The 25551-nt window shown below is 68.8% G+C and carries 22 protein-coding genes; 16 read left to right on the top strand and 6 right to left on the bottom strand.

The features are described from left to right. Positions 1-10 precede the first annotated feature (10 nt). The 5 genes from flgG to FNF32_RS03190 all read left to right on the top strand — a co-directional run bounded on the left by flgG (position 11) and on the right by FNF32_RS03190 (position 3826). Positions 11-796, top strand: a complete 786-nt coding sequence (gene flgG, locus FNF32_RS03210; RefSeq protein ID WP_131674274.1) for a flagellar basal-body rod protein FlgG — start codon at positions 11-13, stop codon at positions 794-796. Then, entirely contained in the window at positions 796-1242 is a 447-nt protein-coding gene (gene flgA / locus FNF32_RS03205) for a flagellar basal body P-ring formation chaperone FlgA (protein ID WP_131674275.1), read from the top strand. Before flgG ends, flgA begins: the two co-directional genes overlap by 1 nt. A gap of 10 nt (positions 1243-1252) precedes the next feature. After that, complete coding sequence (gene flgH / locus FNF32_RS03200; RefSeq protein ID WP_131674276.1) at positions 1253-2002, top strand: flagellar basal body L-ring protein FlgH; 750 nt, start codon at positions 1253-1255, stop codon at positions 2000-2002. Between the two features lie 10 nt (positions 2003-2012). Further along, positions 2013-2723 carry a hypothetical protein gene (locus FNF32_RS03195; protein ID WP_131674277.1) on the top strand — a complete coding sequence of 237 codons (711 nt, stop codon included), beginning with the start codon at positions 2013-2015 and terminating at the stop codon, positions 2721-2723. A 149-nt stretch (positions 2724-2872) separates the two neighbouring features. Next, positions 2873-3826 (top strand): glycosyltransferase, encoded by a 954-nt coding sequence (locus FNF32_RS03190; RefSeq protein WP_185961833.1) that lies wholly within the window; start codon positions 2873-2875, stop codon positions 3824-3826. A gap of 322 nt (positions 3827-4148) precedes the next feature. Here FNF32_RS03190 and secA read toward each other — a convergent pair whose 3' ends face one another. Next, on the bottom strand, positions 4149-6896 hold the full coding sequence (gene secA, locus FNF32_RS03185; protein WP_131674279.1) for a preprotein translocase subunit SecA: 2748 nt from the start codon (positions 6894-6896) through the stop codon (positions 4149-4151). Positions 6897-7110: 214 nt separating this feature from the next. Here secA and FNF32_RS03180 point away from each other — a divergent pair, with 214 nt between their 5' ends. From FNF32_RS03180 to FNF32_RS03135, 11 genes are all read left to right on the top strand, one after another. Next, positions 7111-7938, top strand: coding sequence for a peptidylprolyl isomerase (locus FNF32_RS03180; RefSeq protein ID WP_131674280.1), 828 nt, complete (start codon positions 7111-7113; stop codon positions 7936-7938). A 26-nt stretch (positions 7939-7964) separates the two neighbouring features. After that, the gene (argJ, locus tag FNF32_RS03175; protein ID WP_131674281.1) at positions 7965-9341 is read left to right on the top strand and encodes a bifunctional glutamate N-acetyltransferase/amino-acid acetyltransferase ArgJ; all 1377 of its coding nucleotides are present in this window, start codon (positions 7965-7967) and stop codon (positions 9339-9341) included. Between the two features lie 4 nt (positions 9342-9345). Beyond that, on the top strand, positions 9346-9762 hold the full coding sequence (mutT, locus tag FNF32_RS03170) for an 8-oxo-dGTP diphosphatase MutT (RefSeq protein WP_131674282.1): 417 nt from the start codon (positions 9346-9348) through the stop codon (positions 9760-9762). Between the two features lie 165 nt (positions 9763-9927). Next, positions 9928-10056, top strand: a complete 129-nt coding sequence (locus FNF32_RS15730) for a hypothetical protein (protein WP_281285637.1) — start codon at positions 9928-9930, stop codon at positions 10054-10056. A gap of 334 nt (positions 10057-10390) precedes the next feature. Then, on the top strand, positions 10391-12019 hold the full coding sequence (locus tag FNF32_RS03165; RefSeq protein WP_246087657.1) for an amidohydrolase: 1629 nt from the start codon (positions 10391-10393) through the stop codon (positions 12017-12019). A 65-nt stretch (positions 12020-12084) separates the two neighbouring features. Beyond that, positions 12085-13680, top strand: a complete 1596-nt coding sequence (locus FNF32_RS03160; RefSeq protein ID WP_131674284.1) for an ABC transporter substrate-binding protein — start codon at positions 12085-12087, stop codon at positions 13678-13680. Positions 13681-13777: 97 nt separating this feature from the next. Next, entirely contained in the window at positions 13778-14713 is a 936-nt protein-coding gene (locus FNF32_RS03155) for an ABC transporter permease (protein WP_131674285.1), read from the top strand. A 3-nt stretch (positions 14714-14716) separates the two neighbouring features. Next, positions 14717-15532 carry an ABC transporter permease gene (locus FNF32_RS03150; protein WP_131674286.1) on the top strand — a complete coding sequence of 272 codons (816 nt, stop codon included), beginning with the start codon at positions 14717-14719 and terminating at the stop codon, positions 15530-15532. 10 nt (positions 15533-15542) lie between these two features. Then, positions 15543-16487, top strand: a complete 945-nt coding sequence (locus FNF32_RS03145; RefSeq protein ID WP_143796472.1) for an ABC transporter ATP-binding protein — start codon at positions 15543-15545, stop codon at positions 16485-16487. After that, on the top strand, positions 16484-17446 hold the full coding sequence (locus FNF32_RS03140; protein ID WP_131674288.1) for an ABC transporter ATP-binding protein: 963 nt from the start codon (positions 16484-16486) through the stop codon (positions 17444-17446). The genes FNF32_RS03145 and FNF32_RS03140 overlap by 4 nt, the downstream gene beginning before the upstream one ends. Further along, a complete protein-coding gene (locus FNF32_RS03135) occupies positions 17443-18960 on the top strand; it encodes a M81 family metallopeptidase (RefSeq protein WP_131674289.1) in 1518 nt (505 codons plus the stop codon). The genes FNF32_RS03140 and FNF32_RS03135 overlap by 4 nt, the downstream gene beginning before the upstream one ends. A gap of 57 nt (positions 18961-19017) precedes the next feature. Here the strand turns inward: FNF32_RS03135 and infB are convergent, their stop codons facing one another. The 5 genes from infB to FNF32_RS15240 all read right to left on the bottom strand — a co-directional run bounded on the left by infB (position 19018) and on the right by FNF32_RS15240 (position 25513). Further along, entirely contained in the window at positions 19018-21579 is a 2562-nt protein-coding gene (infB, locus tag FNF32_RS03130; RefSeq protein WP_143796471.1) for a translation initiation factor IF-2, read from the bottom strand. Further along, a complete protein-coding gene (locus tag FNF32_RS03125; RefSeq protein ID WP_143796470.1) occupies positions 21569-22204 on the bottom strand; it encodes an RNA-binding protein in 636 nt (211 codons plus the stop codon). Before FNF32_RS03125 ends, infB begins: the two co-directional genes overlap by 11 nt. A 15-nt stretch (positions 22205-22219) precedes the next feature. Further along, entirely contained in the window at positions 22220-23869 is a 1650-nt protein-coding gene (gene nusA / locus FNF32_RS03120) for a transcription termination factor NusA (protein WP_143796469.1), read from the bottom strand. Between the two features lie 3 nt (positions 23870-23872). After that, the gene (rimP, locus tag FNF32_RS03115) at positions 23873-24610 is read right to left on the bottom strand and encodes a ribosome maturation factor RimP (protein WP_425467879.1); all 738 of its coding nucleotides are present in this window, start codon (positions 24608-24610) and stop codon (positions 23873-23875) included. A gap of 192 nt (positions 24611-24802) precedes the next feature. Beyond that, the gene (locus FNF32_RS15240) at positions 24803-25513 is read right to left on the bottom strand and encodes a hypothetical protein (protein ID WP_246087656.1); all 711 of its coding nucleotides are present in this window, start codon (positions 25511-25513) and stop codon (positions 24803-24805) included. Positions 25514-25551 lie beyond the last annotated feature (38 nt).

The raw sequence follows: 25551 nt of genomic DNA, 5'->3' as shown, positions 1-25551 counted from the left end.
AGGTGAACGCATGAAGGCCCTCCACATCGCCGCCACCGGCATGAGCGCGCAGCAGACGCGGGTCGAGGTGATCTCGAACAACCTCGCCAACATGTCGACCACCGGCTACAACGCCCGCCGCGCCGAGTTCGCGGACCTCGCCTATCAGCAGGCGACGCGGCCGGGAACGATCACGGGGGCCGAGGGGACGATGGTTCCCGCAGGCGTCCAGCTGGGCCTGGGCGTGCGGCCCACGACGGTGTCGATCACGCTGGCGCAGGGCTCGCTTGCCCAGACCGGCGGCGACCTGGACCTTGCCATGGACGGGCCGGGCTATCTTGAAGTGACGCTGCCCTCGGGCGCGTCGGCCTATACCCGCGACGGCGCGCTCAAGCGGTCGGCGGACGGGCAGATCGTGACCTCGGACGGCTTCCCGCTGGCGCCGGGCATCACCATTCCGGCCGAGGCGCGCAGCATCTCGATCAGCGCCACGGGCGAGGTCAACGCCTTCTTCGACGACCGGGTTGAGCCCGAGAACCTGGGCCAGATCACGCTTGCGGGCTTCGTCAACGAAAAGGGGCTCGAGGCGACGGGATCGAACCTGTTTCTCGAAACCCCCGCCTCGGGCGCGCCCACCATCGCGCTGCCGGGCGAACAGGGCCTCGGCACGCTGCGGCAGGGTTACCTGGAAGACAGCGCCGTCGATCCGGTGCGCGAGATCTCGGAACTCATCAAGGCGCAGCGCGGCTATGAGCTGAACGCCAAGGTCATCACCGCCGCCGACCAGATGATGGGCGCCACGGTGCAGGTGCGGTGATGGGCGCGCGCGCGATCGCCCTGCGGCTGGCCCTGCCCGCCTGCGTTGTTTTCTCCCTGCCCTTCCCGGGTCTGGCGCAGGATGCAGGCGCCGTGGCGGGGCGGAACCTGCCGGCCGGCACGATCCTGTCGGCGGCCGACATCGCATCCGGTCCGGGCGCGGGGATCGACCCGGCGGTGGCGCTGGGGCTTCAGACCCGCGTTGCCGTCTATGCCGGCCGCCCGATCCAGGCGGGCAACCTGTCCGCCCCCGACCTCGTGTCGCGCAACCAGGTCGTGACCCTGCGCTACGAACGCGGCCGCCTCACGATCGAGACCGAGGGGCGCGCGCTGGGATCGGGCAGTGCCGGCGCAACGGTCCGGGTGATGAACCTTTCCTCGCGCGCGATGCTCAACGCCCGCGTCAATGCCGACGGCAGCCTGTCCGTCGCCGAACGCCAGAACTGAAAGATACGCAATGACCAGCAAACGACACATTTCCCGCCTGCCGATCGTCCTTCTGTGCTCCGCCGCCGCGCTGTCGGCCTGCAGCCGGGTCGCCGATGTGGGCCAGCCGCCCCGGATGACCGAACCCCGGACGACCGAGGAGTTCCAGGCGATGACCGAGCCGCCGATACTGTTCCCCGACGCGCCGGTGCGGGCGGACGCGCAAGCCTCGCTCTGGACGGGCAAGCCGATGTCGCTGGTGGGCGACCGCCGCGCATCGACCCGCGGCGACATCCTGACTGTGGTGATCGAGATCGACGACCGCGCCGAGATGTCGAACTCCAGCGGCCGGTCGCGGACGGCGGGCGAAAAGGTCAGCATCCCCTCGCTCGTGGGTCTGCCGCAGCGGATCGACGAGATCCTGCCCGAGGGCGCCAGCATGGAGGACCTGGCGCAGGCGAAGTCGTCGTCGTCCTTCAAGGGAAGCGGCTCGATCTCGCGCCGCGACAAGCTGACGCTGCGGGTCGCGGCGACCATCGTGGACACGCTGCCGAACGGGATCCTGCGGATCCAGGGCACGCAGGAGGTGCGGGTGAACTACGAGATGCGCGAGCTGACCGTCAGCGGCTTCGTCCGCCCGTCGGACGTGGATCGCAGGAACGAAATCGCCTACGACCGCATCGCGGGCGCGCGGATATCCTATGGCGGGCGCGGGCAGATCAGCGACGTCCAGCAGCCGCGCTACGGCCAGCAACTGGCCGACATCGTGCTGCCGTATTGAGGGCGTGCCGATGATCCGGAAGATCCTGGGGCTGGCCTTGCCGCTGGTGGCGTTTATCGCGGGCGCCGGTGCGGGCGACTATCTGCGCGGCGGCACGGCGGCGGCTGACGAAAGCGGGCACGCGGTCGAGGCGGCGGGCGGTGAGGCGGCCGAAGGCGGGGGGGATCACGGCGCGTCTCCGGTGGCAGCGCCGGGCGAAGCGGACGCGGAGGCGGTGACGGATGCAAAGGACCATTCTGCCGCCAGCGCGGGCGGAACGGCGGGGCACGCCGCCGCGGATGAGAAGAAGCCGGCGGACCATGGCAAAGCCGCGGCGCATGGTGGATCCTCAGCGGGCGAGCACGGCGGCGGATCAGACGACGAGTCGAGCGGCGGGTCGGGCGAAAGGACCAGCGGCGACACCACCTGGTTCCAGTTTCCGCAGCAGTTCTTTGTGCCGGTCATGCGCAACGGACGGCTTGAATCGACGATGGTGCTGAGCCTGTCGCTCGAGGTGCCGGCGGGATCGGCCGAGATCGTCTACGCCCACGAGCTCAAGCTGCGCGACGCGGTGCTGCGGCAGCTGCTGATCCACGCCAACACCGGCGGCTTCGACGGCAACTTCACCGCCGAGCCGCAGCTTCGCACGCTGCGCGCGGACTTGGCCCGAACGGCGCAGGCGACGGTGCCCGAGATCAGTGCCGTGCTGATCGGCGACATCGCCCGGCAAGAGGCGCGCTGAACCGAGCGTCCCGGACCGCTGCGCCAGTCATGCGGGTGCTGGCGTATGGGACGGTGTTTGGGTAGCCCGTCTGCATGAGCGATCCAGCGTCAGGTCGAAGTCAGGACATTACCGGTTGGCCGGACAGGGCCACCGGTCGCGATGATGGCGTGAAGGGCGGCGCGCAGGTCGCGATCCTGCTCGCGTCGTTCAACGGGGCGCGGCACATCGCCTGCCAGCTGGACAGCCTCGCCGCGCAGGACTGGCCCGCGTGGCGGCTGGTCGTGTCCGACGACGGCTCGACCGACGCCACGCGGCGGCTGGTGGAGGATTTCGCGCGACGCCATCCCGGGCGCGACATCCGCGTCGTCGAGGGGCCGCGAGGCGGTGCGACGCGCAACTTCCTGTCGCTCTTGGGTCAAGCGGAACCGGGTGAATGGCTGGCGTTCTGCGATCAGGACGATGCCTGGCTGCCGCATCGGCTGTCGCGCGGGATGGCGGCGCTCGCATCCGGCGCGGCACCAGCCGACCGACCGGCGGCCACGTCATCGCGAACCATCATCTGCGACGAGGACCTGCGGGAACTCGCACCCGCGCCGCTTTACACGCGGCCGCCGTCGTTCCGGAACGCATTGGTGCAGGCCTGCATGCCGGGGAACACGTTCCTCGCCAACCCGGCCGCAGCGGCGCTGCTGCGCGAAGGCGCGGGGGCGGCATCCGAGGCGGGGGTGATTTCGCACGACTGGTGGGCCTACCAGCTTCTGTCCGGCGCCGGAGCGCGGCTGGTCAGGGATCCGCAGACGACCGTGCTTTACCGCCAGCATCGCGGCAATGTCATGGGGCGGAACGACACGTGGCGAGCGCGGTTGGCGCGGGTGGCGATGCTGGGGGCGGGAGATTACGGCACCTGGCTGCGCGCGAACGTCGCGGCGCTGCAGGGGGCGCGGCATCTGCTCGATCCGGCGAGCCGTGCCCTGCTGGACGGGTTCGCGGCGGCGCTGACCGCGCCGGGGCCGATCGCCGCTGTGCGGATGGCGCGGATGGGGCTTTACCGGCAGACATCGACAGGGACCGCGGCGCTGCTTGCGGCCGCGGCGGCGGGACGGCTGCGCGAGCGAGGATGAACGGGTCGGCGTGGGCAGCCCACACGGATTGTTCGCCGGTCTGCCTGCGGGTTGCCGCCTTAGGTCGCTGCCCGCAGTCTGGGCGCAGGTCGACGAGATGACCGGCACCCGATGCCACGCCAGCGCACCACAAAATTGTTAGCAAGGGTCTGAGACGAGCATCAGGCGAGGCGCGCCGCTGCCCTGACAGCAACGGCAAACCTCAGGTCACAAAAGGACGGACGCTGCCTGTCACGCCAGCATCGGCAACGAAAATAGCGTTGGCGCGATCAGCGGGCAGCAAAGGCCGACCCCACCACCGCCGCCAGCCTACCCGATCAGATCACACCAACCGCCCGTGGCAGTTCTTGAACCGCTCGCCCGAGCCGCACGGGCACGGGTCGTTGCGCGACGGGTTGCCCCACGTCGCCGGGTCGGCCTCGTCGAAGCCCGGGGCGCGGGCCGAAACCGCGTTGCCTGCGCCGTTCGCACCCGCCTCGCCACCGACACCGCTGCCGCCCCCGTCGTTCTCGTGCGAGGGCTGCATCGCCGCTTCCTGCTGGTCGCGCTGGTCCTGGTACTGGCGCATCATCGCCTCTCGCTCGGCGTCCGTCAGCGGGCGGATCCGGGCGAGGTTCTGGGTCACGTCGCCGCGCAGCCCGTCCAGCAGCCCTTCGAACAGCTGGAACGCCTCGGTCTTGTATTCGGACAGCGGATCGCGCTGCGCGTAGCCGCGAAAGCCCACGACCGAGCGCAGATGCTCCAGCGTCACCAGATGCTCGCGCCACTTGGCGTCGATCTGCTGCAGCAGCACCTGCTTTTCGATCTGGGCCATGCTCTCGGCCCCGAACTGTTCGGCCTTGCGGGCCATGTATTCGTCGGTCGATTGCGCGATCCGGGCGCGGATGGTTTCCTGATCCGCGCCTTCCTCGGCCGCCCATTCGGCGACCGGCAGGTCCATGTTCAGCCGCTCGACCAGCGCCGCCTTGAGACCGGCGAGGTCCCACTGCTCGGGGTAGCTGCGGGCCGGCATGTGATCGTCGACGAGGTCGTCAATCACCTGCGCGCGCATGTCGGCCGCGATGTCGCCCACGTCGCCCGATTCCATGATCTCGCGACGCTGCGAGAAGATCGCCTTGCGCTGGTCGTTCATCACGTCGTCGAACTTGAGAAGCTGCTTGCGGATGTCGAAGTTGCGCCCCTCGACCTTGGCCTGGGCGCGTTCCAGCGACTTGTTGACCCACGGGTGGACGATCGCCTCGCCGTCCTTCATCCCCAGCGTGGACAGCACCTTGTCCAGCCGCTCGGACCCGAAGATCCGCATCAGGTCGTCCTCAAGGGACAGGAAGAACAGCGACCGGCCCGGGTCGCCCTGCCGGCCCGAGCGGCCGCGCAGCTGGTTGTCGATCCGGCGGCTTTCGTGGCGTTCGGTCGACAGCACGAACAGCCCGCCCGCATTCAGCACGGCCTGCTTGTCGGCGGCGTGTTCCGCCTCGATCCGGGCGCGCAGCTCGTCCGGGTGCGCCTCGGGGTTCTCGGCCAGCGCCTGCATGACCTTCATCTCGACGTTGCCGCCAAGCTGGATGTCGGTGCCGCGCCCGGCCATGTTGGTGGCGATGGTGACGGCGGCGGGCTTGCCCGCCTCGGCCACGATATAGGCTTCCTGCTCGTGCTGGCGCGCGTTCAGGACGTTGTGCGCGACCCCCTCGCGCTTGAGCATGTCGGACAGCATTTCCGACTTCTCGATCGAGGTCGTGCCGACCAGCAGCGGCTGGCCGCGGCCATGCGCCTCGCGGATCGCCTCGATCACGGCGGCGTATTTCTCGGTCGCGGTGCGATAGACGCGGTCGTGTTCGTCCTGGCGCTGGATCGGACGGTTCGTGGGTACCTCGACGACACCGAGCTTGTAGATCTCGGCGAATTCGTCGGCCTCGGTCGCCGCCGTCCCGGTCATGCCGGCGAGTTTTTCGTAAAGGCGGAAGTAGTTCTGGAACGTCACGCTGGCCAGCGTCACGTTCTCGGGCTGGATCTCGACGCCTTCCTTGGCCTCGATCGCCTGGTGCAGCCCGTCCGACAGGCGGCGCCCGGCCATCATCCGGCCGGTGAACTCGTCGATCAGCACCACGTCGCCGTCCTTGACGATATAGTTCTGGTCGCGGTGGAACAGCTTGTGCGCGCGCAACGCCTGGTTGGCGTGATGCACGATGGTGGTGGATTCCGGGTCATAAAGCGTCTGCCCCTCGGGCAGGACGCCGGCCGCCTGCAGGCGGCGTTCCATGAACTCGTTGCCGTCTTCGGTGTAGGTCGCGTTGCGGGTCTTTTCGTCCAGCTTGTAATGCGCGGGCGTCAGCTCGGGCATGAAGCCGTCGAGGACGCGGTAAAGCTCGCTGCGGTCCTGGCTCGGACCCGAGATGATGAGCGGCGTTCGCGCCTCGTCGATCAGGATCGAGTCCACCTCGTCCACGATGGCGAAGAAATGGCCGCGCTGGCTCATCTCCTCGATCGAGCCCTTCATGTTGTCGCGCAGATAGTCGAAGCCCAGCTCGTTGTTGGTGGCGTACGTCACGTCGGCGCGGTAGGCCGCGCGCTTTTCCGCCTCGTCCTGGAACGGATAGACGACGCCGGTCGCCATGCCGAGCTGCGCGAACACCTTGCCCATCCACTCGGCGTCGCGCTTGGCGAGGTAGTCGTTGACGGTGACGACGTGGACGCCCTTGCCCGCCAGCGCGTTCAAGTAGGCCGGGAAGGTCGCGACTAGGGTCTTGCCCTCGCCCGTCTTCATTTCGGCGATGTTGCCTTCGTGCAGGAAGATCCCGCCCATCAGCTGGGTGTCGAAGGCGCGCAGGCCAAGGGCGCGGCGCGCGCCCTCGCGGCAGTTGGCGAAGGCTTCGGGCAGCAGCCGGTCAAGGCTTTCGCCCGACTGCGCGCGGCCCTGCAGCTCGCGCGTCTTGCCGATCAGGTCGTCGTCCGACATGGCCTGGAAGCGGGGCTCGAGCGCGTTGATCTGCGCCACCAGCGGACGCACCGATTTCACCTTGCGGTCGTTGGGGGTGCCGAAGACCTTCTTCGCCAGATTGCCGATGCCGAGCATGTTGTCCTTCGTGAGGGAAAGCGCAGGTGTTGCCACTTGCCCGCACCGATGGCCTTGCCCTATCAGAGGGCCGGAAAAAGCGGCGGCGGGCGCGCATGATTTCGGTTGCGCCGGATGTAGGCCCGCCCCGCCTGACTGTCAACGCCGCTGCCCTTCGGCGGCCTTCGCGGCCACGGGTCCCGGGACCCGCAGGCGCACCCTGAAAGGAATACCGATGATCCGTCCGATCCTTGCCGCACTCGCCCTGAGCGCCGCGCCTGCCTTTGCCCAGGACGCCACGACCGTCGTCGCCACCGTCAACGGCGAGGCGATCACCCTGGGCCAGATGGTCGCGATGAAGGACTCGCTGGACGAGCAGGCGAAGGCGGGGCTGGACGACGCCGGGCTGTGGAACCTGATGCTGGACCAGATGGTGCGCCAGGCCGCCGTCGCGCAGGAAGGCGCGAAGGCCGTGACGCCCCGCGACACCGCCGTCATGGAACTCGAGCGGCGCGGCTACCTGTCCACCGCCGCCCTGCAGCGCGTGGCCGAAACCGAGCCGACCGAGGACGAACTGAAGGCCGCCTACGACAAGGCGTTCGGCGCCAGCGTCACGCCCAAGACCGAATACAACGCCGCCCACATCCTGGTCGCGACCGAGGACGAGGCCAAGGCGATCGTGACCCAGCTGGAAGGCGGCGCCGACTTCGGCACCATCGCCGAGGAAAAGTCGTCCGACAATTCGTCTGCGAACAAGGGCGACCTGGGCTGGTTCACCCCCGACCAGATGGTCGAGCCGTTCGCCAACGCCGTCGTCGCGCTGGAAAAGGGCAAGGTGTCCGCCCCGGTCCAGTCGCAGTTCGGCTGGCACGTGATCAAGCTGATCGACGAACGCACCCAGGCCGCCCCCGCCTTCGACGAGGTCCGCGACGAGCTGGCGACGCAGGTCCGCCGCGACCGCGTGGCGGCGGAAATCGAGCGCATCGCAGCCGCGGCCAAGGTCGAAAAGACCGAGGGGCTGGACCCCGCGCTTCTCGGCTCGACCGACATCACCAAGAACTGAACCACGAACGGGGGCTGGGGCGCGCGATGGCGAAGGACGGGAACAAGGCCGACAGGAAAGCCGAAAAGGCCGCCCAGAAGGCGGCCGAAAAGGCGCTGAAGCTGGCGGCGGGCGGCGGCAAGAAGGGCAAGGGCAAGGCCGGGGCGGCACCCACGGCCAAGGCGGTCGTCGTGTCGCCGCTCGCGCCCGCGTCCTTTCCCGACCTTCCCGTGATCGACGGGGTCGAGTTCGCCGCCGGCGCCGCCGGGGTGAAGTATCAGGGCCGCACCGACGTGATGCTGGTGCGCCTTGCCCCCGGCACCGCCATCGCGGGCGCGTTCACGAAATCCTCGACCCGCGCCGCCTCGATCCTCGACTGCCAGGCCAAGCTGAAGGGCGTCCCGGACAACAGCACCGGGGCGGCGATCATCGTGAACTCCGGCAACGCCAACGCCTTCACCGGCGCGCAGGGGCAAAAGGCGGTGGACACCGTCACCGGCGCCGTGGCCCAGGCGCTGGGGGTGCCGGTGAAACGGGTGTTCTCAAGCTCGACCGGCGTCATCGGCGAGCCGCTGCCCGCCGCCCGCATCGCCGGGATCGTGGACGATCTGGCCGGCGCGCTGGATGACGAGGGGATCGCCGCGGCGGCGCGCGCGATCATGACCACCGACACCTTCCCCAAGGGCGCCTCGGCCGAGATCAAGGGCGACGGCGGCACGATCCGCATCGCCGGCATCGCCAAGGGCTCGGGCATGATCGCGCCCGACATGGCGACGATGCTGGTCTATATCTTCACCGACGCGGCGATCCCTGCGAAGCTTCTGCAGCGGATGCTGTCGAACCAGCTCGACGCCACCTTCAACGCGATCACGGTTGACAGCGACACCTCGACCTCGGACGCGCTGATCCTGGCGGCGACCGGGAAATCGGCGGCAAAGCCCATCACCGACATGCGCGAAAAGCCCGCCCGCGACTTTCAGGCGGCGCTGCAGGGCGTGATGCTGGATCTTGCCAAGCAGGTCGTCATGGACGGCGAGGGCGCGACGAAGTTCGTCGAGGTGCAGGTCACCGGCGCGATGACGCAGGAGGACGCGCACAAGGTCGCGATGGCGGTGGCGAACTCTCCGCTGGTCAAGACCGCGATCGCGGGCGAGGACGCGAACTGGGGCCGGGTCGTGATGGCCGTCGGCAAGTCCGGCGCGCAGGCCGACCGCGACAAGCTGTCGATCCGCTTCGGCGACATGGTGCTGGCCGAAAAGGGCTGGCGGTCGCCCGGCTATGACGAGGCCGAGGCCAGCGCCTACATGAAGCAGGACCGGCTGGTGATCGGCGTGGACCTGGGGCTGGGGCGGTTCGCACGCACGGTGTGGACCTGCGACCTGACGCACCGCTACATCGACATCAACGCCGACTACCGGTCCTGATCGGATGGCGGACGTGTCGTCGCGACGGCTGCTGCTGGTCGCCGCCGTCGCGCTGATCGACCCGGACGGGCGCGTCCTTCTGGCGCAGCGCCCGGCCGGCAAGCAGCTGGCGGGCCTATGGGAATTCCCCGGCGGCAAGGTCGATCCGGGCGAGACGCCCGAGGCCGCGCTGATCCGCGAACTGGACGAGGAGCTGGGGATCGAGACGTGGAACTCGTGCCTCGCGCCCCTGACCTTCGCCAGCCACGCCTATGACGATTTCCACCTGCTGATGCCGCTCTTCGCCTGCCGTCGCTGGTCGGGCGTGCCGCAGGGGCGCGAGGGGCAGGCACTGGCCTGGGTTCCGGCGCGAAAGCTCACCGACTATCCCATGCCGCCTGCCGACCTGCCGCTGATCCCGATCCTGCGCGACTGGCTTTAATTGCGCCGCATTCGCGGGGGCCAACGCACAGCCATGTGCCCGCTGTGCAACAATTATGCAAAAGCGATGTGAAATCTTGCACGCGGGTTCCCCAACTCGGCAGAAAGTAATTCGTTCCTAAGAAAACGTAGTCATAGTGGTGTTACACGAAGGAGGAGCACCGCCGTGATTCGAACCATTACCGTTGGAAGCTGCATTTCCGTGCAGGGTCAGTTTGAAGGCGATCTGGGCGATGGCCGGATCGCCGTTCGGGTCGGCCAGCAGACCTATCTCGGCAAGCCCGTTTCGCGCTGAACGCACGCTGGCGCCGAGCCTGCGACAGGGATAGCGTGGGGCCGGACGATCGTCCGGCCTTCATGCATTCAGCAGACAGTGGAAACCGGGACTGGGCGAAACGGCCGGGTCGCCGAACGTCGGCCTGAGAACGCCGCCCGACCGTCGCCGCGTCGCCCGCCGCTTTCGCCACCTGCCCGCAAACCCGGCCGCGGCCGTTCTGCCCGCGTGGTCCGCCAGTTTGCCCGTCAAGCCAGCTTGACACAATCCCGCCCCCCGGCAGTAAGCTTGGACCCTGAGACGGACGTTTCGCTGGGGAGGGGAACGCTTTGACTTTCAAATGGATTTCGCCCGCGTGAGCGTCGCGACACTGGTTCTGCGGAACGGTCGCGTGTGGTCCGGCTACGGACTTCCGATCTCGCAGGCGGTCGCCATTCACGGCAACCGCATCCTTGCAACCGGCAACGATGACGACATCGCGGCCCTGACCGGCCCCGACACCAGGGTCGTCGATCTGGGCGGACGGCTGGCCATCCCGGGGCTGAACGACGCGCACCTGCACCTGATCTCGACCGGGCTGATCCAGGGCTGGGTCGACGCGACCGCCGCCGCCGCGCCGACGCGCGACGCGCTTTACGACGCGCTTCGCAAGCGCGGGGCAGAGACGCCCAAGGGATCGTGGGTCCTGGGGCGCGGCTTCGACCAGACCCGCTGGCCCGACGGTCAGATGCCGACCGCCGACGAACTCGACGCCGCCCTGCCCGACCACCCGGTCGCGCTGGTGCGGGCCTGCGGGCACATCACCATCGCCAACTCGGCCGCGCTCGCGCTGGCCGGGATCACCGCCGACACGCCCGACCCGGACGGCGGCGTGATCGGCCGCGAAGGCGGGCGGCTGACCGGGCTTCTGGCGGAAAACGCGGCCGACGCGCTGCGGGAAGCCCGCCCCGCGCCGACGCTCGACGAGCTCATCGATGCGATCGAGGCGGGTGGACGGCTGCTCGCCCGCTTCGGCATCACATCGTGCATGGACGCGGCGGTGGGCCAGATCGACGGCATGACCGAGATCCGCGCCTATCACCTGGCCCAGCGCGACGGGCGGCTGCCCGTGCGGGTCTGGGCCACGCTGCTGGGCGATCCCGGATCGTCGATCGTCGAGCCGTGCCACGACGTGGGCTTGGTCACCGGGGTCGGCAACGACCTGTTCCGCATCGGCGGGGTCAAGATCTTCACCGACGGGTCGGCCGGCGGGCGCACGGCGTGGATGACGCAGCCCTACGCCGGCCAGCCCGACAACTACGGCGTCCGGATGCTGCCCGACGACGACCTGTTCGCGCTGGTCGATCGCTATCACGGCATGGGCTACACGCTCGTCTGCCATGGCATCGGCGACGCCGCCATCGACCAATTGGTGCGCGCCTACGAACGGGTCCGCGCGGCCGACCCGGGCCACAACTTCCGGCACCGGATCGAGCATTGCGGCTACGTGGACGACGCGCTGAACCGGCGGATGATCGCGGCCGGCATCCTGCCCGCGCCGCAGCAGGTGTTCATCCACGACTTCGGCGACGGCTACATGGCGGTGCTGGGGCCTGAACGGGCGCTGAACAGCTATCCGATCGGGACCTGGGACCGGCTGGGGATGAAGCCGTCCACGGGCAGCGATTCACCCGTCTGCTCGCCCGACCCGTTCCCGAACCTGCACGCGATGCTGACGCGGCAGACGATCAACGGCACGGTCCTGAACGCAAGCGAGATCCTGACGGCCGAAGCAGCGCTGCGCGCCTTTACCGAACATGGCGCATACTCCACCGGCGACGAGGACGTGAAGGGGCGGCTGCTGCCCGGCATGCTTGCCGACATCGCCGTCTTCTCGCGCGACCTGCTGACGGCCGACCCGGCCGACATCCTGAACGACACGCGCTGCGAGCTGACGGTCCTTGACGGCCGCATCGTCCACGACCTGCTGGAGGGGACCGCCTGAGGCCGCGTCCAGCCCCACCGACAACGTCAACGGGGCGCAAAGCCCCACCAGGGAGAGTAACGGACATGCTGAACAGACTGAGCCTTCTCGCCGCGCTGACGCTTTGCACGGCAACCTCGGCGCTGGGGCAGGCGGACACGCCGACCCCCGGCGGCAAGCTGGTCTTCGTCGCGCCCTACGGCGGGTCGATCACCTCGCTCGACATTACCGCGACCCCCCACACCCAGGACGAGATCGTGGCCAAGGCGATGAACGCCTCGCTCTACAGCTGGAACCCGGAAACGAACCAGCCAGAGCTTGAACTGGCCGAGTCGGTCGAGAAGTCGGCCGACGGCATGACCTACACCTACAAGCTGCGCGACGCGACCTTCCACGACGGCGCCAAGCTGACCGCCGACGACGTGCTTTACAGCTACAACCGGCTGGCGGACCCCAAGCGCGCGCTGCCGGGCGCCGAGCAGATCCTGTCGATCAAGGGCGCGGCCGAAGTGCAGGCCGGGACCGCCGACACCATCAGCGGCCTGAAGAAGATCGACGACCGCACGGTCGAGATCACCATGACCTCGCTCAGCGATCCGGGCTGGGTGCTGATGTCGAACTATGCGCCGATCTACAGCAAGGACTACCCCGAGGATCAGCTGGCGTCGAAGCCGAACGGGCTGGGACCGTTCAAGCTGGCGAACTACGTTCCCGGCGCCAAGGTCGAGCTGGAAAAGTTCGACGGCTACTATGAGGAAGGCAAGCCCTACCTCGACAGGCTCGATGTCATGCTGATGGAGGAAGCGGCGGCCCGCGACGTGGCCTTCCGCAACGGCGAGATCGACGTGAACGTGCTGGGGCCGACCCAGTACGAGGCCTACAAGGCCGATCCGGCGCTGGCCCCCAACATCCTGGAAGTGGCCGAGGTCTATACCCGCAACATCGGCTTCAACCCCAAGGTCGAGGCGTTCAAGGACAAGCGCGTCCGGCAGGCGATCAACTACGCGATCGACAAGGACCTGATCGTCAAGAAGCTGCTCAAGGACAAGGCCTATCCGGCCGTGTCGTGGCTGCCGGTGTCGTCGCCCGCCTTCGACAAGGACGCCAAGCCCTATCCGTTCGATCCCGAAAAGGCCAAGGCGCTGCTGGCCGAGGCGGGCTATGCCGACAACCTGTCGTTCTCGGTCACGGCCCAGCCCAACGAAAGCTGGGGCATCCCGATCGTCGAGGCGATCATCCCGATGCTCGCCCGCGTGGGTGTCACGGTCACGACCGACCCGGTCGACGGCTCGGTGATGTCCGACAAGCTGCTGTCGGACGACTTCCAGGCCTATATCTGGTCGAACTCGTCGGGGCCCGACCCGCTGCACTATCTGCGCTGCTTCCATTCCAAGACGCCGCAGAGCGCCTGCAACTACGTCAAGTACTCCAACCCGGAGTTCGACGCCCTTCTCGACCAGGCCGGGAACGAGCCCGATCACGACAAGCAGCTGGCGATGCTGAAGCAGGCCAACAACATGCTGCAGGAAGAAGCGCCGATCTGGTTCTTCAACTACAACAAGGCGGTGATGGGCGTGCAGCCGTGGGTGCACGGGCTGAAGCCGAACTCGGTCGAGCTGGCGATCCAGGACTACCAGGACGTCTGGATCGACGACACCGCGCCCGCGACGCGCAAGCAGTGACGGGATTGCCCGCCACACGGACGACGGGGGCCGCATGCCGGCCCCCGTTCGCCGATGCGCGCGCCCCGGCACCGGCCGCACGAAGGAATGACGCGCGATGATGGGCTTCGTCCTTCGCCGGCTTTTGCAGATGATCCCCACGATCCTCGCCGTGGTGCTCATCATCTTCTTCATCTTCAGCGTCGTGCCCGGCAGCTTCCTGACAAGCCTGATGTCCGAAGGCCGCAACATGACCAACGCCGACGTTCTGGCGCAGATGAACGCGCAGTTCGGGCTGGACGACCCGATCCCGGTCAGGCTGTGGAACTATGTCTCGGGGCTGCTGCAATTCGACCTTGGCATATCGTATCGCACGCGCGAGCCGGTGACGTCGGTGCTTGCCCCCCGGCTGTGGCCGTCGATCCAGCTGGCGATCGCCGCGATGACCTTCGCCGCAGCCGTGGGCATCCCCCTTGGCTTCATGGCGGCGCTGCGGCCGGGCAGCCTATTCGACAGCCTGACGATGGTGACCGCCGTCTCGGGCCTGTCGGTGCCGGAGTTCTGGCTGGGCCTGCTGCTGATGTACGTGTTTGCCCTGCAACTAGGCTGGCTGCCGAGCTTTGGCTATCAGGAAAACAGCCTGCGCCACCTGATCCTGCCCGCGGTCGCGCTGGGGGTGTCGCCGATGGCGCTGCTGGCACGGACCACGCGGGCGGGCGTCCTGGACGTGATGAACGCCGATTTCGTCCGCACCGCGCGGGCCAAGGGCGTAAGCGAGCCGCGACTTGTCCGCGCCCACATCACCCGCAACGTCCTGGTGCTGGTGCTGACGACGATGGGGCTGCAGATCGGGTCGCTGATGGGGCAGGCCATCGTCATCGAGAAACTGTTCTCGTGGCCCGGCATCGGGTCGTTGCTGGTGGACAGCGTGTCGGTGCGCGACATCCCGGTGGTGCAGGGCGCGGTGCTGGTGATCGTCCTGTGGTTTCTCGTGATCAACATGCTGGTGGACATCGCCTATGCGCTGATCGATCCGCGCATCAAGGTGGCCTGACGCATGCGCTTCAACTTCATGTTCGGGCTGTTTCTCGTGTCGATCGTGGTGCTGGCCGCGCTGCTCGCGGGCGTGCTGGCGCCGTTCGACCCGATCATGGACGCGGACCTGATGTCGTCCGAGCTGCCGCCCGGCGCGCCCCACTGGATGGGCACCGACGCGCAGGGGCGCGACGTGCTGTCGCGGATTCTTTACGGCGCGCGGGTGTCGCTGCTGGTAGGGGTGGTGTCGCAACTCATCAATTCGACCATCGGCGCGGCGCTGGGGATATCCGCCGGGTATTTCGGCGGCGTCTGGGACGACTTCGTCAACGGGCTGACCAACGTCATGCTGGCGATCCCGTCGCTGGTGTTCGCGCTGGCGATCATGGCGGTGCTGGGGCCGGGCCTGCCGAGCCTGCTGATCGCGCTTGGCCTGACCAACTGGTCGTGGACCTGCCGCATCGCGCGCGGGTCCACCCTGTCGCTGAAATCGCAAAGCTTCGTGCTGGCCGCGAAGGCGGCGGGGTTCAGCGACTGGAACATCATGCGCACGCAGATCCTGCCCAACATCGTCGGGCCGCTGCTGGTCATCGGCACGCTGGGGATCGGCAGCGCGGTGCTGGCCGAGGCGGCGCTGTCGTTCCTCGGCATCGGCATCCGCCCGCCCACGCCAAGCTGGGGCAACATGCTGACCGACGCGCGCGAGTTGCTGCGGACAGCGCCCTGGGCCGCGATCTTTCCGGGCCTCGCGATCTTCGTAACGGTGCTGGGCTTCAACCTGCTGGGCGACGGCCTGCGCGACATGCTGGACCCGCACATGCGGACCCGGCGGGCGTAAGGGGGTGGCGATGAACCACGGCCAGCGGCACGACGCCAACCCCGACCCGATCCTGTCGGTCCGCGACCTGCGGGTGCAGATCGGCCGCAAGGGGCCGCAGATCCTGCACGGCGTCAGCCTCGACATCCTGCCTGGGGAAACCTACGGCCTCGTCGGCGAATCCGGCAGCGGCAAAAGCGTCACCGGCCTGTCGATCATGGGCCTGCTGAAGCGTCCCCTGAACGTCTCGACCGGGACGATCCACTACCAGGACCAGAACCTGCTGAAACTCGGGCCCCGCGCCCGACGCCGCCTTCGCGGCGACCTGATCGCGATGATCTTTCAGGAACCGATGACGGCGCTGAACCCGGTCGCGTCGATCGGCACCCAGATCGCCGAGATGTTCGTGATCCACCGAGGCATGGACTGGACCACCGCGCGCCAGCGCGCCGTCGAGGCGCTGGACAGCGTGCAGGTCCCCTCGCCCGAGGAACGCGCCCGCGCCTATCCGCACCAGCTGTCGGGCGGGATGCGCCAGCGGGTGATGATCGCGATCGCGCTCGCCTGCCGGCCCGACCTGCTGATCGCGGACGAACCCACCACCGCGCTGGACGTGACGGTGCAGGCGGGCGTCCTCAAGCTCATCGACGAGCTGTGCCGGGCCGAGGGGACGGCGGTGCTGCTTGTCAGCCACGACCTGGGCGTCATCGCCAACATGTGCCAGCGCGTCGGCGTCATGGACCGTGGCCGCCTGATCGAGGAACAGGACACCGCCGCGCTGTTCGCAAACCCGCTGCATCCCTATACGCGCGGCCTGCTGGCGGCGCGCCCGCGTCTGGGCTCGCGGGTCGAGGGCGGCCGCAAGCGCCTGACCGAGCTTGACGAGATCGTGCCGCAGGGCGCGCGCGGCCACGACAGCCCGACACTGGTCACCCCGCGCGAGGTGCGCGCCCGGGCGACGGGGGCCCCGGCATGACCGACCCGACCCCGCTGCTGGAAATCCGCGACCTGTCGGTCCACTTCGCCCGGCCCCGCCCGACGATCTTCCATCCCGTCCAGACGCTGCGCGCCGTCGATCACGTCAGCCTGACGCTGAACGAGGGCGAATGCCTGAGCATCGTCGGCGAATCCGGCTGCGGCAAGTCAACCACCGCACTAGCGGTGATGGGGTTGCAGGAACCCACGTCCGGCACGGTGCTTTACCGCGGCAAGCCCCTGAACGGCCCCGGCGCGCCCGGCCGCAAGGACCGCGCGCGGATCGCGCAGATGGTGTTCCAAGACCCCTTTGCCTCGCTCAACCCCCGTATCAGCATCGGCCGGATGCTGACGTCGCAGCTGTCGCTGCACGGCCTCGCCTCGGGGTCCGAGGCGCGCGACCGGGTGGCCGAGATGCTGACCCGCGTCGGCCTGTCGCCCGACCACGCCCGGCGCTTCCCGCACGAGTTTTCCGGCGGCCAGCGCCAGCGCATCGGGATCGCCCGCGCGCTGATGCTCGACCCGCGCATCCTCGTCCTCGACGAGCCGCTGTCGGCGCTGGACGTGTCGATCCAGGCGCAGATCATCAACCTGCTGATGGAGCTGCAGGAGCGGCTGAAGCTCAGCTACATCATGATTTCGCACGATCTCAGCGTGGTGGAACACGTCAGCGACCGCGTCGCCGTGATGTATTACGGCCGGGTCGTCGAGGAAGGCGGCTGGAAGCAGGTCTTCACGACCCCGACCCACCCCTATACCCGCCGCCTCATCGACAGCGTCCCCGACATGGACGCGGTGCTGGCCGACCGGCGCGAGCTGCCCTCGCCCGCCCCGGTGCCGGACGGCGCGCGCTTCTCGCCCGACATCTCGACCCGCCCCGACCCGCGCGCGGTGCCCGAACCGAGCAACCTCGTCGCGATCGGCCCCGACCATCGGGTGCGCCTGGCAGAGGCGCCGTGACCTTCACCGTCCTCACCGCCGAGTTCATGCACGAGAGCAACACCTTCTCGCGCCTGCCGACGGCGCTTGAGATGTTCCGCGCCGACACCCTGCTGATGGGAGACGACGCGGTGGCCGTTCGCGGGAATGCCAACACGGAACTGGCCGGGTTTCTTGACGTCGGCCGCGCGCGGGGCTGGTCGGTGATCCACGCGGTATCCGCCCACGCGACGCCGGGCGGGCGGGTGACCAGGGCCGCCTATGACCACATCGCCGGTGCGATCCTGACGGCGGCCCGCGACAACCGCGACCGGCTGGACGGCATCGCGCTTGGGCTGCACGGCTCGATGGTGCCCGATTTCACCGATGACGGCGAAGGCTGGCTGCTCGCCCGCCTGCGCGAGATCGTCGGGCCCGCCCTGCCCGTCGCCGTGACGCTGGACCTGCACGCGATGGTGTCGAAGGACATGGTGCGGGACGCGCAGATCCTCGTCTCGTACCGCACCTATCCGCATGTGGACATGCGCGAGATCGGTGCAAAGGCGGCCGAGTTGCTGCACCGCACGATGGCGGGCGAGATCGCGCCCCGCACGATCCGCGCCCATGCGCCGATGCTGGACGAGGTGAACGGCGGCCGGACCGACATCCCCGAAACGCAGGCGCTGTACGACCGCGCGGCCGAGGCAGAGACGGGCGGCGTGCTGGCAGTGTCGGTCAATGCGGGCTTCACCGGGGCGGATGTGGACTGCGTCGGACCGACGGTGCTTGCCGTCCATGACACGAACGATCCCGCCGCAGAGCCGCAGGCGCGCGAGGTGGCGCGCGAGCTTGCCGCGCGGATGTGGGACGGGCGGACGAGCGCCCGCAACGTGTTCCTGAGCGTGGACGAGGCGGTGGCCCAAGCGCTGTCGTGGCGGGGCGACCGGCCACTGGTCATCGCCGATTACGCCGACAACCCCGGCGCGGGCGCCTATGGCGACGCGACCGCGCTGCTAGACGGGCTGCTCGACGCCGGCGTCACCGGCGCGGTGGTCGCGCCCATGGTGGACGCGCAGGCCGCGGCAACGCTGCATCGGCAGCAAGAGGGCGAGACCGTCACACTCGACCTCGGCGGCCGCAACGATCCCGATTTCGGCGGCGGCCCGCTGCGACTGACCGGCAGGGTGCTGCGGCTTTCGGACGGCGGCTATACCGGCGACGGCCCGATCCAGGGCGGGCTGCCGCACAGCTTCGGACGAACGGCGGTGCTGGAGGTCGGCGGCGTGCGGGTGCTGGTGGTGAGCGAACCGATGCAGATGGTCGACCTGCAGCAGCTGCGCGCATTCGGGATCGAGCCTGCGACCGCCCGCGTGCTGGTCCTGAAGTCGATGCAGCATTTCCGTGCCGCCTTTCAGCCGATCGCGGGACAGGTGATCGTCTGCGACGCGGGCGGGCTCGCGACCCCTCAGGCAAGCCGGCGCCCTTACGTCCGCGCCCCGCGTCCCTTGTGGCCGCTGGACCGTGACTTCGACTTCACCGCATCCGCCGACGCCTGACCCGCAACGAAAAGGGGGCCGCAACCGCGGCCCCCTTCCCTGTGTCTGCCAAGACGATCAAAGCTTCCGCTCGACTTCTTCGCGCTCGAAGATCTCGATGATGTCGCCCTTGCGGACGTCGTCGTAGTTCTCGAACGCCATGCCGCATTCCTGGCCCGACTGCACTTCCTTGACCTCGTCCTTGAAGCGCTTGAGCGTCTTCAGCGTGCCCTCGTGGATCACCACGTTGTCGCGCAGCAGACGGACGCCCGCCGAACGGCGCGCGACGCCCTCGGTGACAAGGCAGCCGGCGACGTTGCCAACACCCGAAACGCGGAACACTTCGCGGATTTCGGCATAGCCGATGAAGTTCTCGCGCACCTCGGCCTTGAGCATACCCGACGCCGCGGCTTTGATATCGTCCACGAGGTCGTAGATGATCGAGTAATACCGGATCTCCACGCCCTTCTGGTTGGCCGAGTTGCGGGCCGGGGCGTTGGCGCGGACGTTGAAGCCGATGACCGGCGCGTTCGACGCCTCGGCCAGGCCCACGTCGCTTTCGGTGATCGCACCGACGCCCGAGTGCAGCACGCGGACGCGCACCTCCTCGTTGCCGACCTTTTCCAGGGCCTGCACGATCGCCTCGGCCGAACCCTGCACGTCGGCCTTCACGACCACGCCCAGCTCGGCCACGTTCTGGTCCGCCTTGGCCTTGGCCATCAGCTGTTCCAGCGTGGTCGCGGCACCGGCGGCGGCGCGCTTGTCCTTGGCGGCCGAGATGCGGTAGTCCGCGATTTCCCGCGCCTGCGCCTCGGTTTCCACGACGTTGAGGACGTCGCCGGCTTCGGGCGTGCCGTTCAGGCCCAGCACCTCGACCGGGGCCGAGGGGCCGGCGCTCGGCACTCGCTCGCCCTTGTCGTTGATGAGCGCGCGGACCTTGCCCCACTGCTCGCCCACGACAAAGATGTCGCCCTGCTTCAGCGTTCCGTTCTGCACCAGCACCGTGGCGACGGGGCCGCGGCCCACGTCCAGCTTGGCCTCGATCACCGCGCCCATGGCGAAGCGGTCGGGGTTGGCGCGTAGTTCCAGAATCTCCGCCTGAAGCGCGATGGCTTCCAGCAGGCTGTCCAGCCCCTGCCCCGTATGGGCCGAAACCTCGACGTCCTGCACGTCGCCCGACATCTCCTCCACGACGACCTCGTGCTGCAGCAGGTCCGTGCGGACCTTCTGCGGGTTGGCCGACGGCTTGTCGATCTTGTTGATCGCGACGATCATCGGGACGTTCGCGGCCTTGGCGTGGTTGATCGCCTCGACCGTCTGCGGCATCACCGCGTCATCCGCGGCCACGACCAGCACCACGATGTCGGTCACGTTCGCACCGCGCGCGCGCATCGAGGTGAACGCGGCGTGGCCCGGCGTGTCGAGGAAGGTCAGGGTCGAGCCCGAGTCCGTCGTCACCTGGTAGGCGCCGATGTGCTGGGTGATCCCGCCCGCCTCGCCCGACACGACATTCGCCTGCCGGATCTTGTCCAGAAGCGAGGTCTTGCCGTGGTCGACGTGACCCATGATCGTGACGATCGGCGCGCGCGGCTGCAGGTCCTCGGCGGCGTCCACCTCGGTGTGAAGCGCCTGTTCCACGTCGGCGTCGCTGACGCGCACGGTCTTGTGGCCGAACTCCTCGATCACGAGTTCCGCGGTGTCGGCGTCGATCGGTTCGTTCGCCGTCACCATCATGCCCATCTTCATGAGCGACTTGATGACGTCGGCCACGCGCTCGGCCATCCGGTTCGCAAGCTCGCTGACCACGATCATCTCGGGCAGCTGCACGTCGCGGACCTGCTTTTCGGCGCGCATCGACTGGCCAAGCGCCTTGGCGCGGGCCTTTTCCTGCTTGCGCTTCATGGCGGCGAGCGACCGCGTGCGGCCCCCGTCGCCACCCGCGAGCGCCTGCGTCAGCGACAGGCGGCCGGTGCGGCGGCTGTCGTCGGCCTTGGCCTTGGCCTTGGCGTCGCTGTCCCCGGCGCTGCCGGTGTCGCGGCGGTCGCGGTCGGTCCGGCGCGGCGCGCCGGTGGCCACGCCCTTGGTCTCGGCGCGCGAGGCGGCGGCTTCGGCCGCGGCGCGGTCGGCGGGCGCGTCGGATGCGGGCTTCGCCGTGACCTCGGCCTTTTTCTGAGCGCGGACGCGCGCCTCTTCGACCTTGCGGGCCTCTTCTTCTTCCTTGGCGCGCAGCGCCTCGACGCGTTCGCGTTCCTCGCGCTCCTTCGCCTCGATCTCGGCGCGGCGGCGGTCGCGTTCCTCCTCGCGCGCACGCTCCTCGGCGGCGCGGGCGGCGACCTCGCCGGCCTCGCGGGCCTTGGCGGCGGCAAGCGCCTTCAGCCGGCGCTCCATCTCCGCTTCGGAGATCCCGGCGGGACGCTTCGAGGGGTCCGAGGCGACGGCCGCGGGCGAGTTCGGACGCGGTGCCGCGCCCCCCGCGGCACCGGCAGCGGACGGCTTGGGCACGACGACCCGCTTGCGCTTGGTCTCGACCACCACGTTGTGGGTGCGGCCGTGGCTGAAGCTCTGCTTCACCTGGCCCGGGCGCCCACCGCCAAGACCGCCACCAACACCCAGGGGTTTCTTTCCGTCTTTATCGCTCATCCGTTCTCGAATCCTTCCCGGCAACCGAATTGCCGTCATGCCCGCGCAGACCGTTCAGTCGTGCGGCGTCCCGTATCACCTTGTCGGTAAGGCCACCCGGCGCAAGCGCGCTGTGTATGACATGCACGCGGCCGAAAGCCAAACCCAATTCTGACGCGGTGAGGCAGCCGAACCACCGCCCCCCGGTCGGCGTCCACAGCTTGCCCTTGCCGCGTTCGGACCCGTCGCTGGCCTGGAACAGCACCTTTGCGCGCCCCCCTGCCAGCCATTCCTTGACCTTCTCGAAACCGGCCACCGCTTTGCCGGACTTGCGGGTCAGCGAGATCAGCTCGACCACCCGCCGCGCAAGCGCGGCCTCGATCCCCGCGACCAGATCGGCCGGGGGGATTACATGGGCTTTCGCCCCGCGCGAGAAAAGACCCTTGTCGGCAGCTTTCTGAAGCGCCGCCGGATCGGACGTCACCCAAAACCCCCGGCCGGGCAGCTTTTCGGCCAGGTCGGGCACGACCATGCCGTCGGGGCCCGCGACGAAACGGATGAGCCCCGCCTTGGGCTGCACCTCGCCCGTGACGAGGCACCGCCGTTCGGCGATCTCGCGGTCCTTGTCGCGACCCCCGCGTGTCAAGAACGGTCCGGGGCGTTACACCCCGGCCTCCTTGGTCGCAGCGGCGTCGTCATCTTCGCCGGCGTCGGCGGCGGCATCTTCCGCGCCCTCGGCGACCGGGTGCAGCTCGTCCGGATCGACCCAGCCCAGCATGACGCGGGCGGTCATCACCATGTCCTGCGCGTCTTCCAACGACACGTCGAACTTTTCCAGGATCCCGTCGTCCTTGACTCGCTGGCCGTTCTGCGTGGTCCAGCCGCCCGCCAGTTCCCAGTCGGCGCAGGTGGCGAAATCCTCCAGCGTCTTGACGCCGTCCTTCGCCAGCGCCTCGAGCATCTGGGGCGTCAACCCTTCGAAGCCGACCAGCGTGTCGTCGACACCCAGCGCGCGGGCGTTTTCCAGCGCCTTGGCGTTCTGCGCTTCCAGATAGTCGCGGGCGCGGGCCTGCAGCTCGTCCGCCGTTCCCTCGTCCACGCCGTCGATCGCCAGCAGCTCGCCCTGCTCGACGTAAGCCACCTCCTCGAGGTTGGTGAAGCCCTCGGCGACCAGCAGCTGGGCGAAGAACTCGTCCAGATCGAGGCTGTCCATGAACAGCTGGGTGCGGGCGTTGAACTCGGCCTGGCGGCGCTTCGATTCTTCTTCCTCGGTGAGGATGTCGATGTCGAGGCCGGTCAGCTGGCTCGCCAGCCGCACGTTCTGGCCGCGCCGGCCGATCGCGAGCGACAGCTGCTCCTCGGGCACCACGACCTCGATCCGGGTCGCTTCCGGGTCGAACACGACCTTGGCGACCTCGGCCGGTTGCAGCGCGTTGACAAGGAACGTCGCCTGCTCGTCCGACCACGGGATGATGTCGATCTTTTCGCCCTGCAGCTCGCCCACGACGGCCTGGACGCGGCTGCCGCGCATGCCGACGCAGGCGCCGACCGGGTCGATCGAGCTGTCGTAGCTGATGACGGCGATCTTGGCGCGGCTGCCCGGGTCGCGGGCCACGGCCTTGATCTCGATCACGCCGTCATAGATTTCCGGCACTTCCATCTTGAACAGCTCGGCCATGAACTGCGGATCGGTGCGCGACAGGAAGATCTGCGGCCCCCGCGTCTCGCGGCGCACGTCCTTGACGTAGCAGCGGATGCGGTCGTTCGGTCGGTAGCTTTCGCGGCCGATCTTTTCGTTGCGGCGCAGGATCGCCTCGCCGCGGCCCACGTCCACGATGATGTTGCCGTATTCCTCGCGCTTGACGATGCCGTTGATGATCGTGCCGGCGCGGTCCTTGAATTCCTCGTACTGGCGGTCGCGCTCGGCCTCGCGGACGCGCTGCAGGATGACCTGCTTGGCCGATTGAGCGGCGATCCGGCCCAGTTCGACCGGCGGGACCTCGTCGATGATCTGGTCGCCCACGGCGGGGCTGTCGAGATAGGGGCGCGCCTGCTCGACGGTCAGTTCGGCCTGATAGTTCTCGACCGCGTCATCCTCGACCACGGTGCGGACGCGGGTGAAGCGCGCGTTGCCGGTCTTGCGGTCGATGCTGACGCGGATGTCCATCTCGGCGCCGTAGCGGGACTTGGCGGCGCGGGCGAGGCTGTCCTCCATCGCCTCGATCACCAGACCGGGGTCGATCATCTTTTCGCGCGCGACCGCCTCGGCGGTCTGCAGCAGCTCAAGCTGGTTGGCAGAGGTGATGGCCATCAATCACTCCTTGGGCAGATCGGCGCGGGTGGCGCCGTCGGTTTCGTCGTTGCGGTTCATGTCGTCGTCCTCGTCGTCGTCATCGTCATCGAACCCCTCGTCGGTCTCGATGTCGTCGAATTCGTCCGGGTCGGCCATCTGTCCGTCGGCCATCTCTCCGTCGGTCATGCGGCCGTCGCCGATCCCGGCGCCGGCTTCCGCCCCCTCGGGCAGCGTGCCCGCTTCCTTGCGTTCCTTCAGCATCAGCGCGATCAGCTCGTCGGTCAGCAGAAGCTTCGCGTCGCTGAGCAGATCGAAGCCCAGGCCGATGGTCTGCACCTCGCCGCCTTCCTCGATGTTCAGCAGCACCTCGTCGCCCTCGACGCCTGCAAGGATGCCCTTGAACCGCTTGCGACCGTCGATGGCCTGCGCGGTTTCAAGCCGGGCGTCGTAACCCTCGAACGTGGCGAAGTCCTTGAGGCGCGTCAGCGGGCGGTCGATGCCGGGGCTGGACACTTCAAGGTGATAGGCGTCCTCCAGCGGGTCCTCCACGTCCAGCGCGGCGCTGACGGCGGTCGAGATGACGGCGCAGTCGTCCACGTTGATCCCGCCCTCGGGGCGGTCTGCCATGATCTGCAGCGTGGCGGTGCGGCCGCCCTGCAGGCGCAGGCGAACCAGCTCGAAGCCCAGATCCTCGATCACGGGCGTGATGATCCCGGCAAGGCGCTGGTCGATGGGGGTCTTGGCGATGAGGTCGGTCATGTCCGATCCCTGAAAATGAAAAACGGGCCCTGAAGCGGCCCGTGCGAGTTCGTCCGGTGGGCAGGGGGTGGAAGCCTGCGCCGCTGTTGGAGGGTATATAGATCGGGCGGGCCGAAGTTACAAGCGTGTAACGAAGCCGGATGGGGGGGCCGCGTTCGGGTGTGATAGCGGACCTGCGCGGGCCCCCGCCGCTCAGGCCGGGTCGAGCGGATCGGGATCGTCGCGGCCACGGGCCGGGCCACCGCCGCCCATGCCACCGCCCGCACCACCACCCATGCCGCCGCCCATCATCCCACCGCCGCCGCCGCCACCGCCGCGCCCGCCGCCCCGGCCGCCCTCTCCCTTGCCGCCGCTGCTGGACGGGCGCGAGGGGCCCTGCCGTGGGATCGCGAGGTTCGCGGGGATCGGGTCCAGGTCCAGCGCCGCCCGGATGAAGTCGCGCAGCGACACCACTAGCGCGTCCATGTGGACCTCGCGCCCCTCGACCATCTCGCGGGCCGCGCGTTCGGCCAGCCGCACCTGGTCCTCCGTCCCCAGCAGCAGGATGTCGGACAGCGCCGCCTCGACCGCGTCGCGGATGCGGCGCCGGCGTTCGGCCGAGGGCGGTTCCGTGCGCGGGGCGGACGGGTCCTCGACAGCCTCGCCCGCGTCGGCGGCCGCCAGCTGGCGCAGGTCGCGCAGGTGCAGCGGGCTGACGCTCAGATCGCCCGTGAACGAGCCGCCCAGCACCTTGTAGGCGGCGATCAGGACCTTCAGCCGCTCGTTGATCTGGCGGTTCTGGCGCTCGCGGCGCTGCTGATAGCGCATCATCACCATCAGGCGGATGCCGATCCCCACCAGTGCGAATAGCGCGATCCCCGCCAGCGCCGACAGGACGCTTTGCCACGAGCTGAAGTCGATCATCCTCACGTCTCCGCCGCCATGCCGGCTCGAACCCCCGC

The organism is Paracoccus marinus (assembly GCF_007018965.1).
In the GTDB taxonomy this organism is placed as follows: Bacteria; Pseudomonadota; Alphaproteobacteria; order Rhodobacterales; family Rhodobacteraceae; genus Paracoccus; species Paracoccus marinus.
This window is presented reverse-complemented; position numbering and strand designations above follow the sequence as displayed.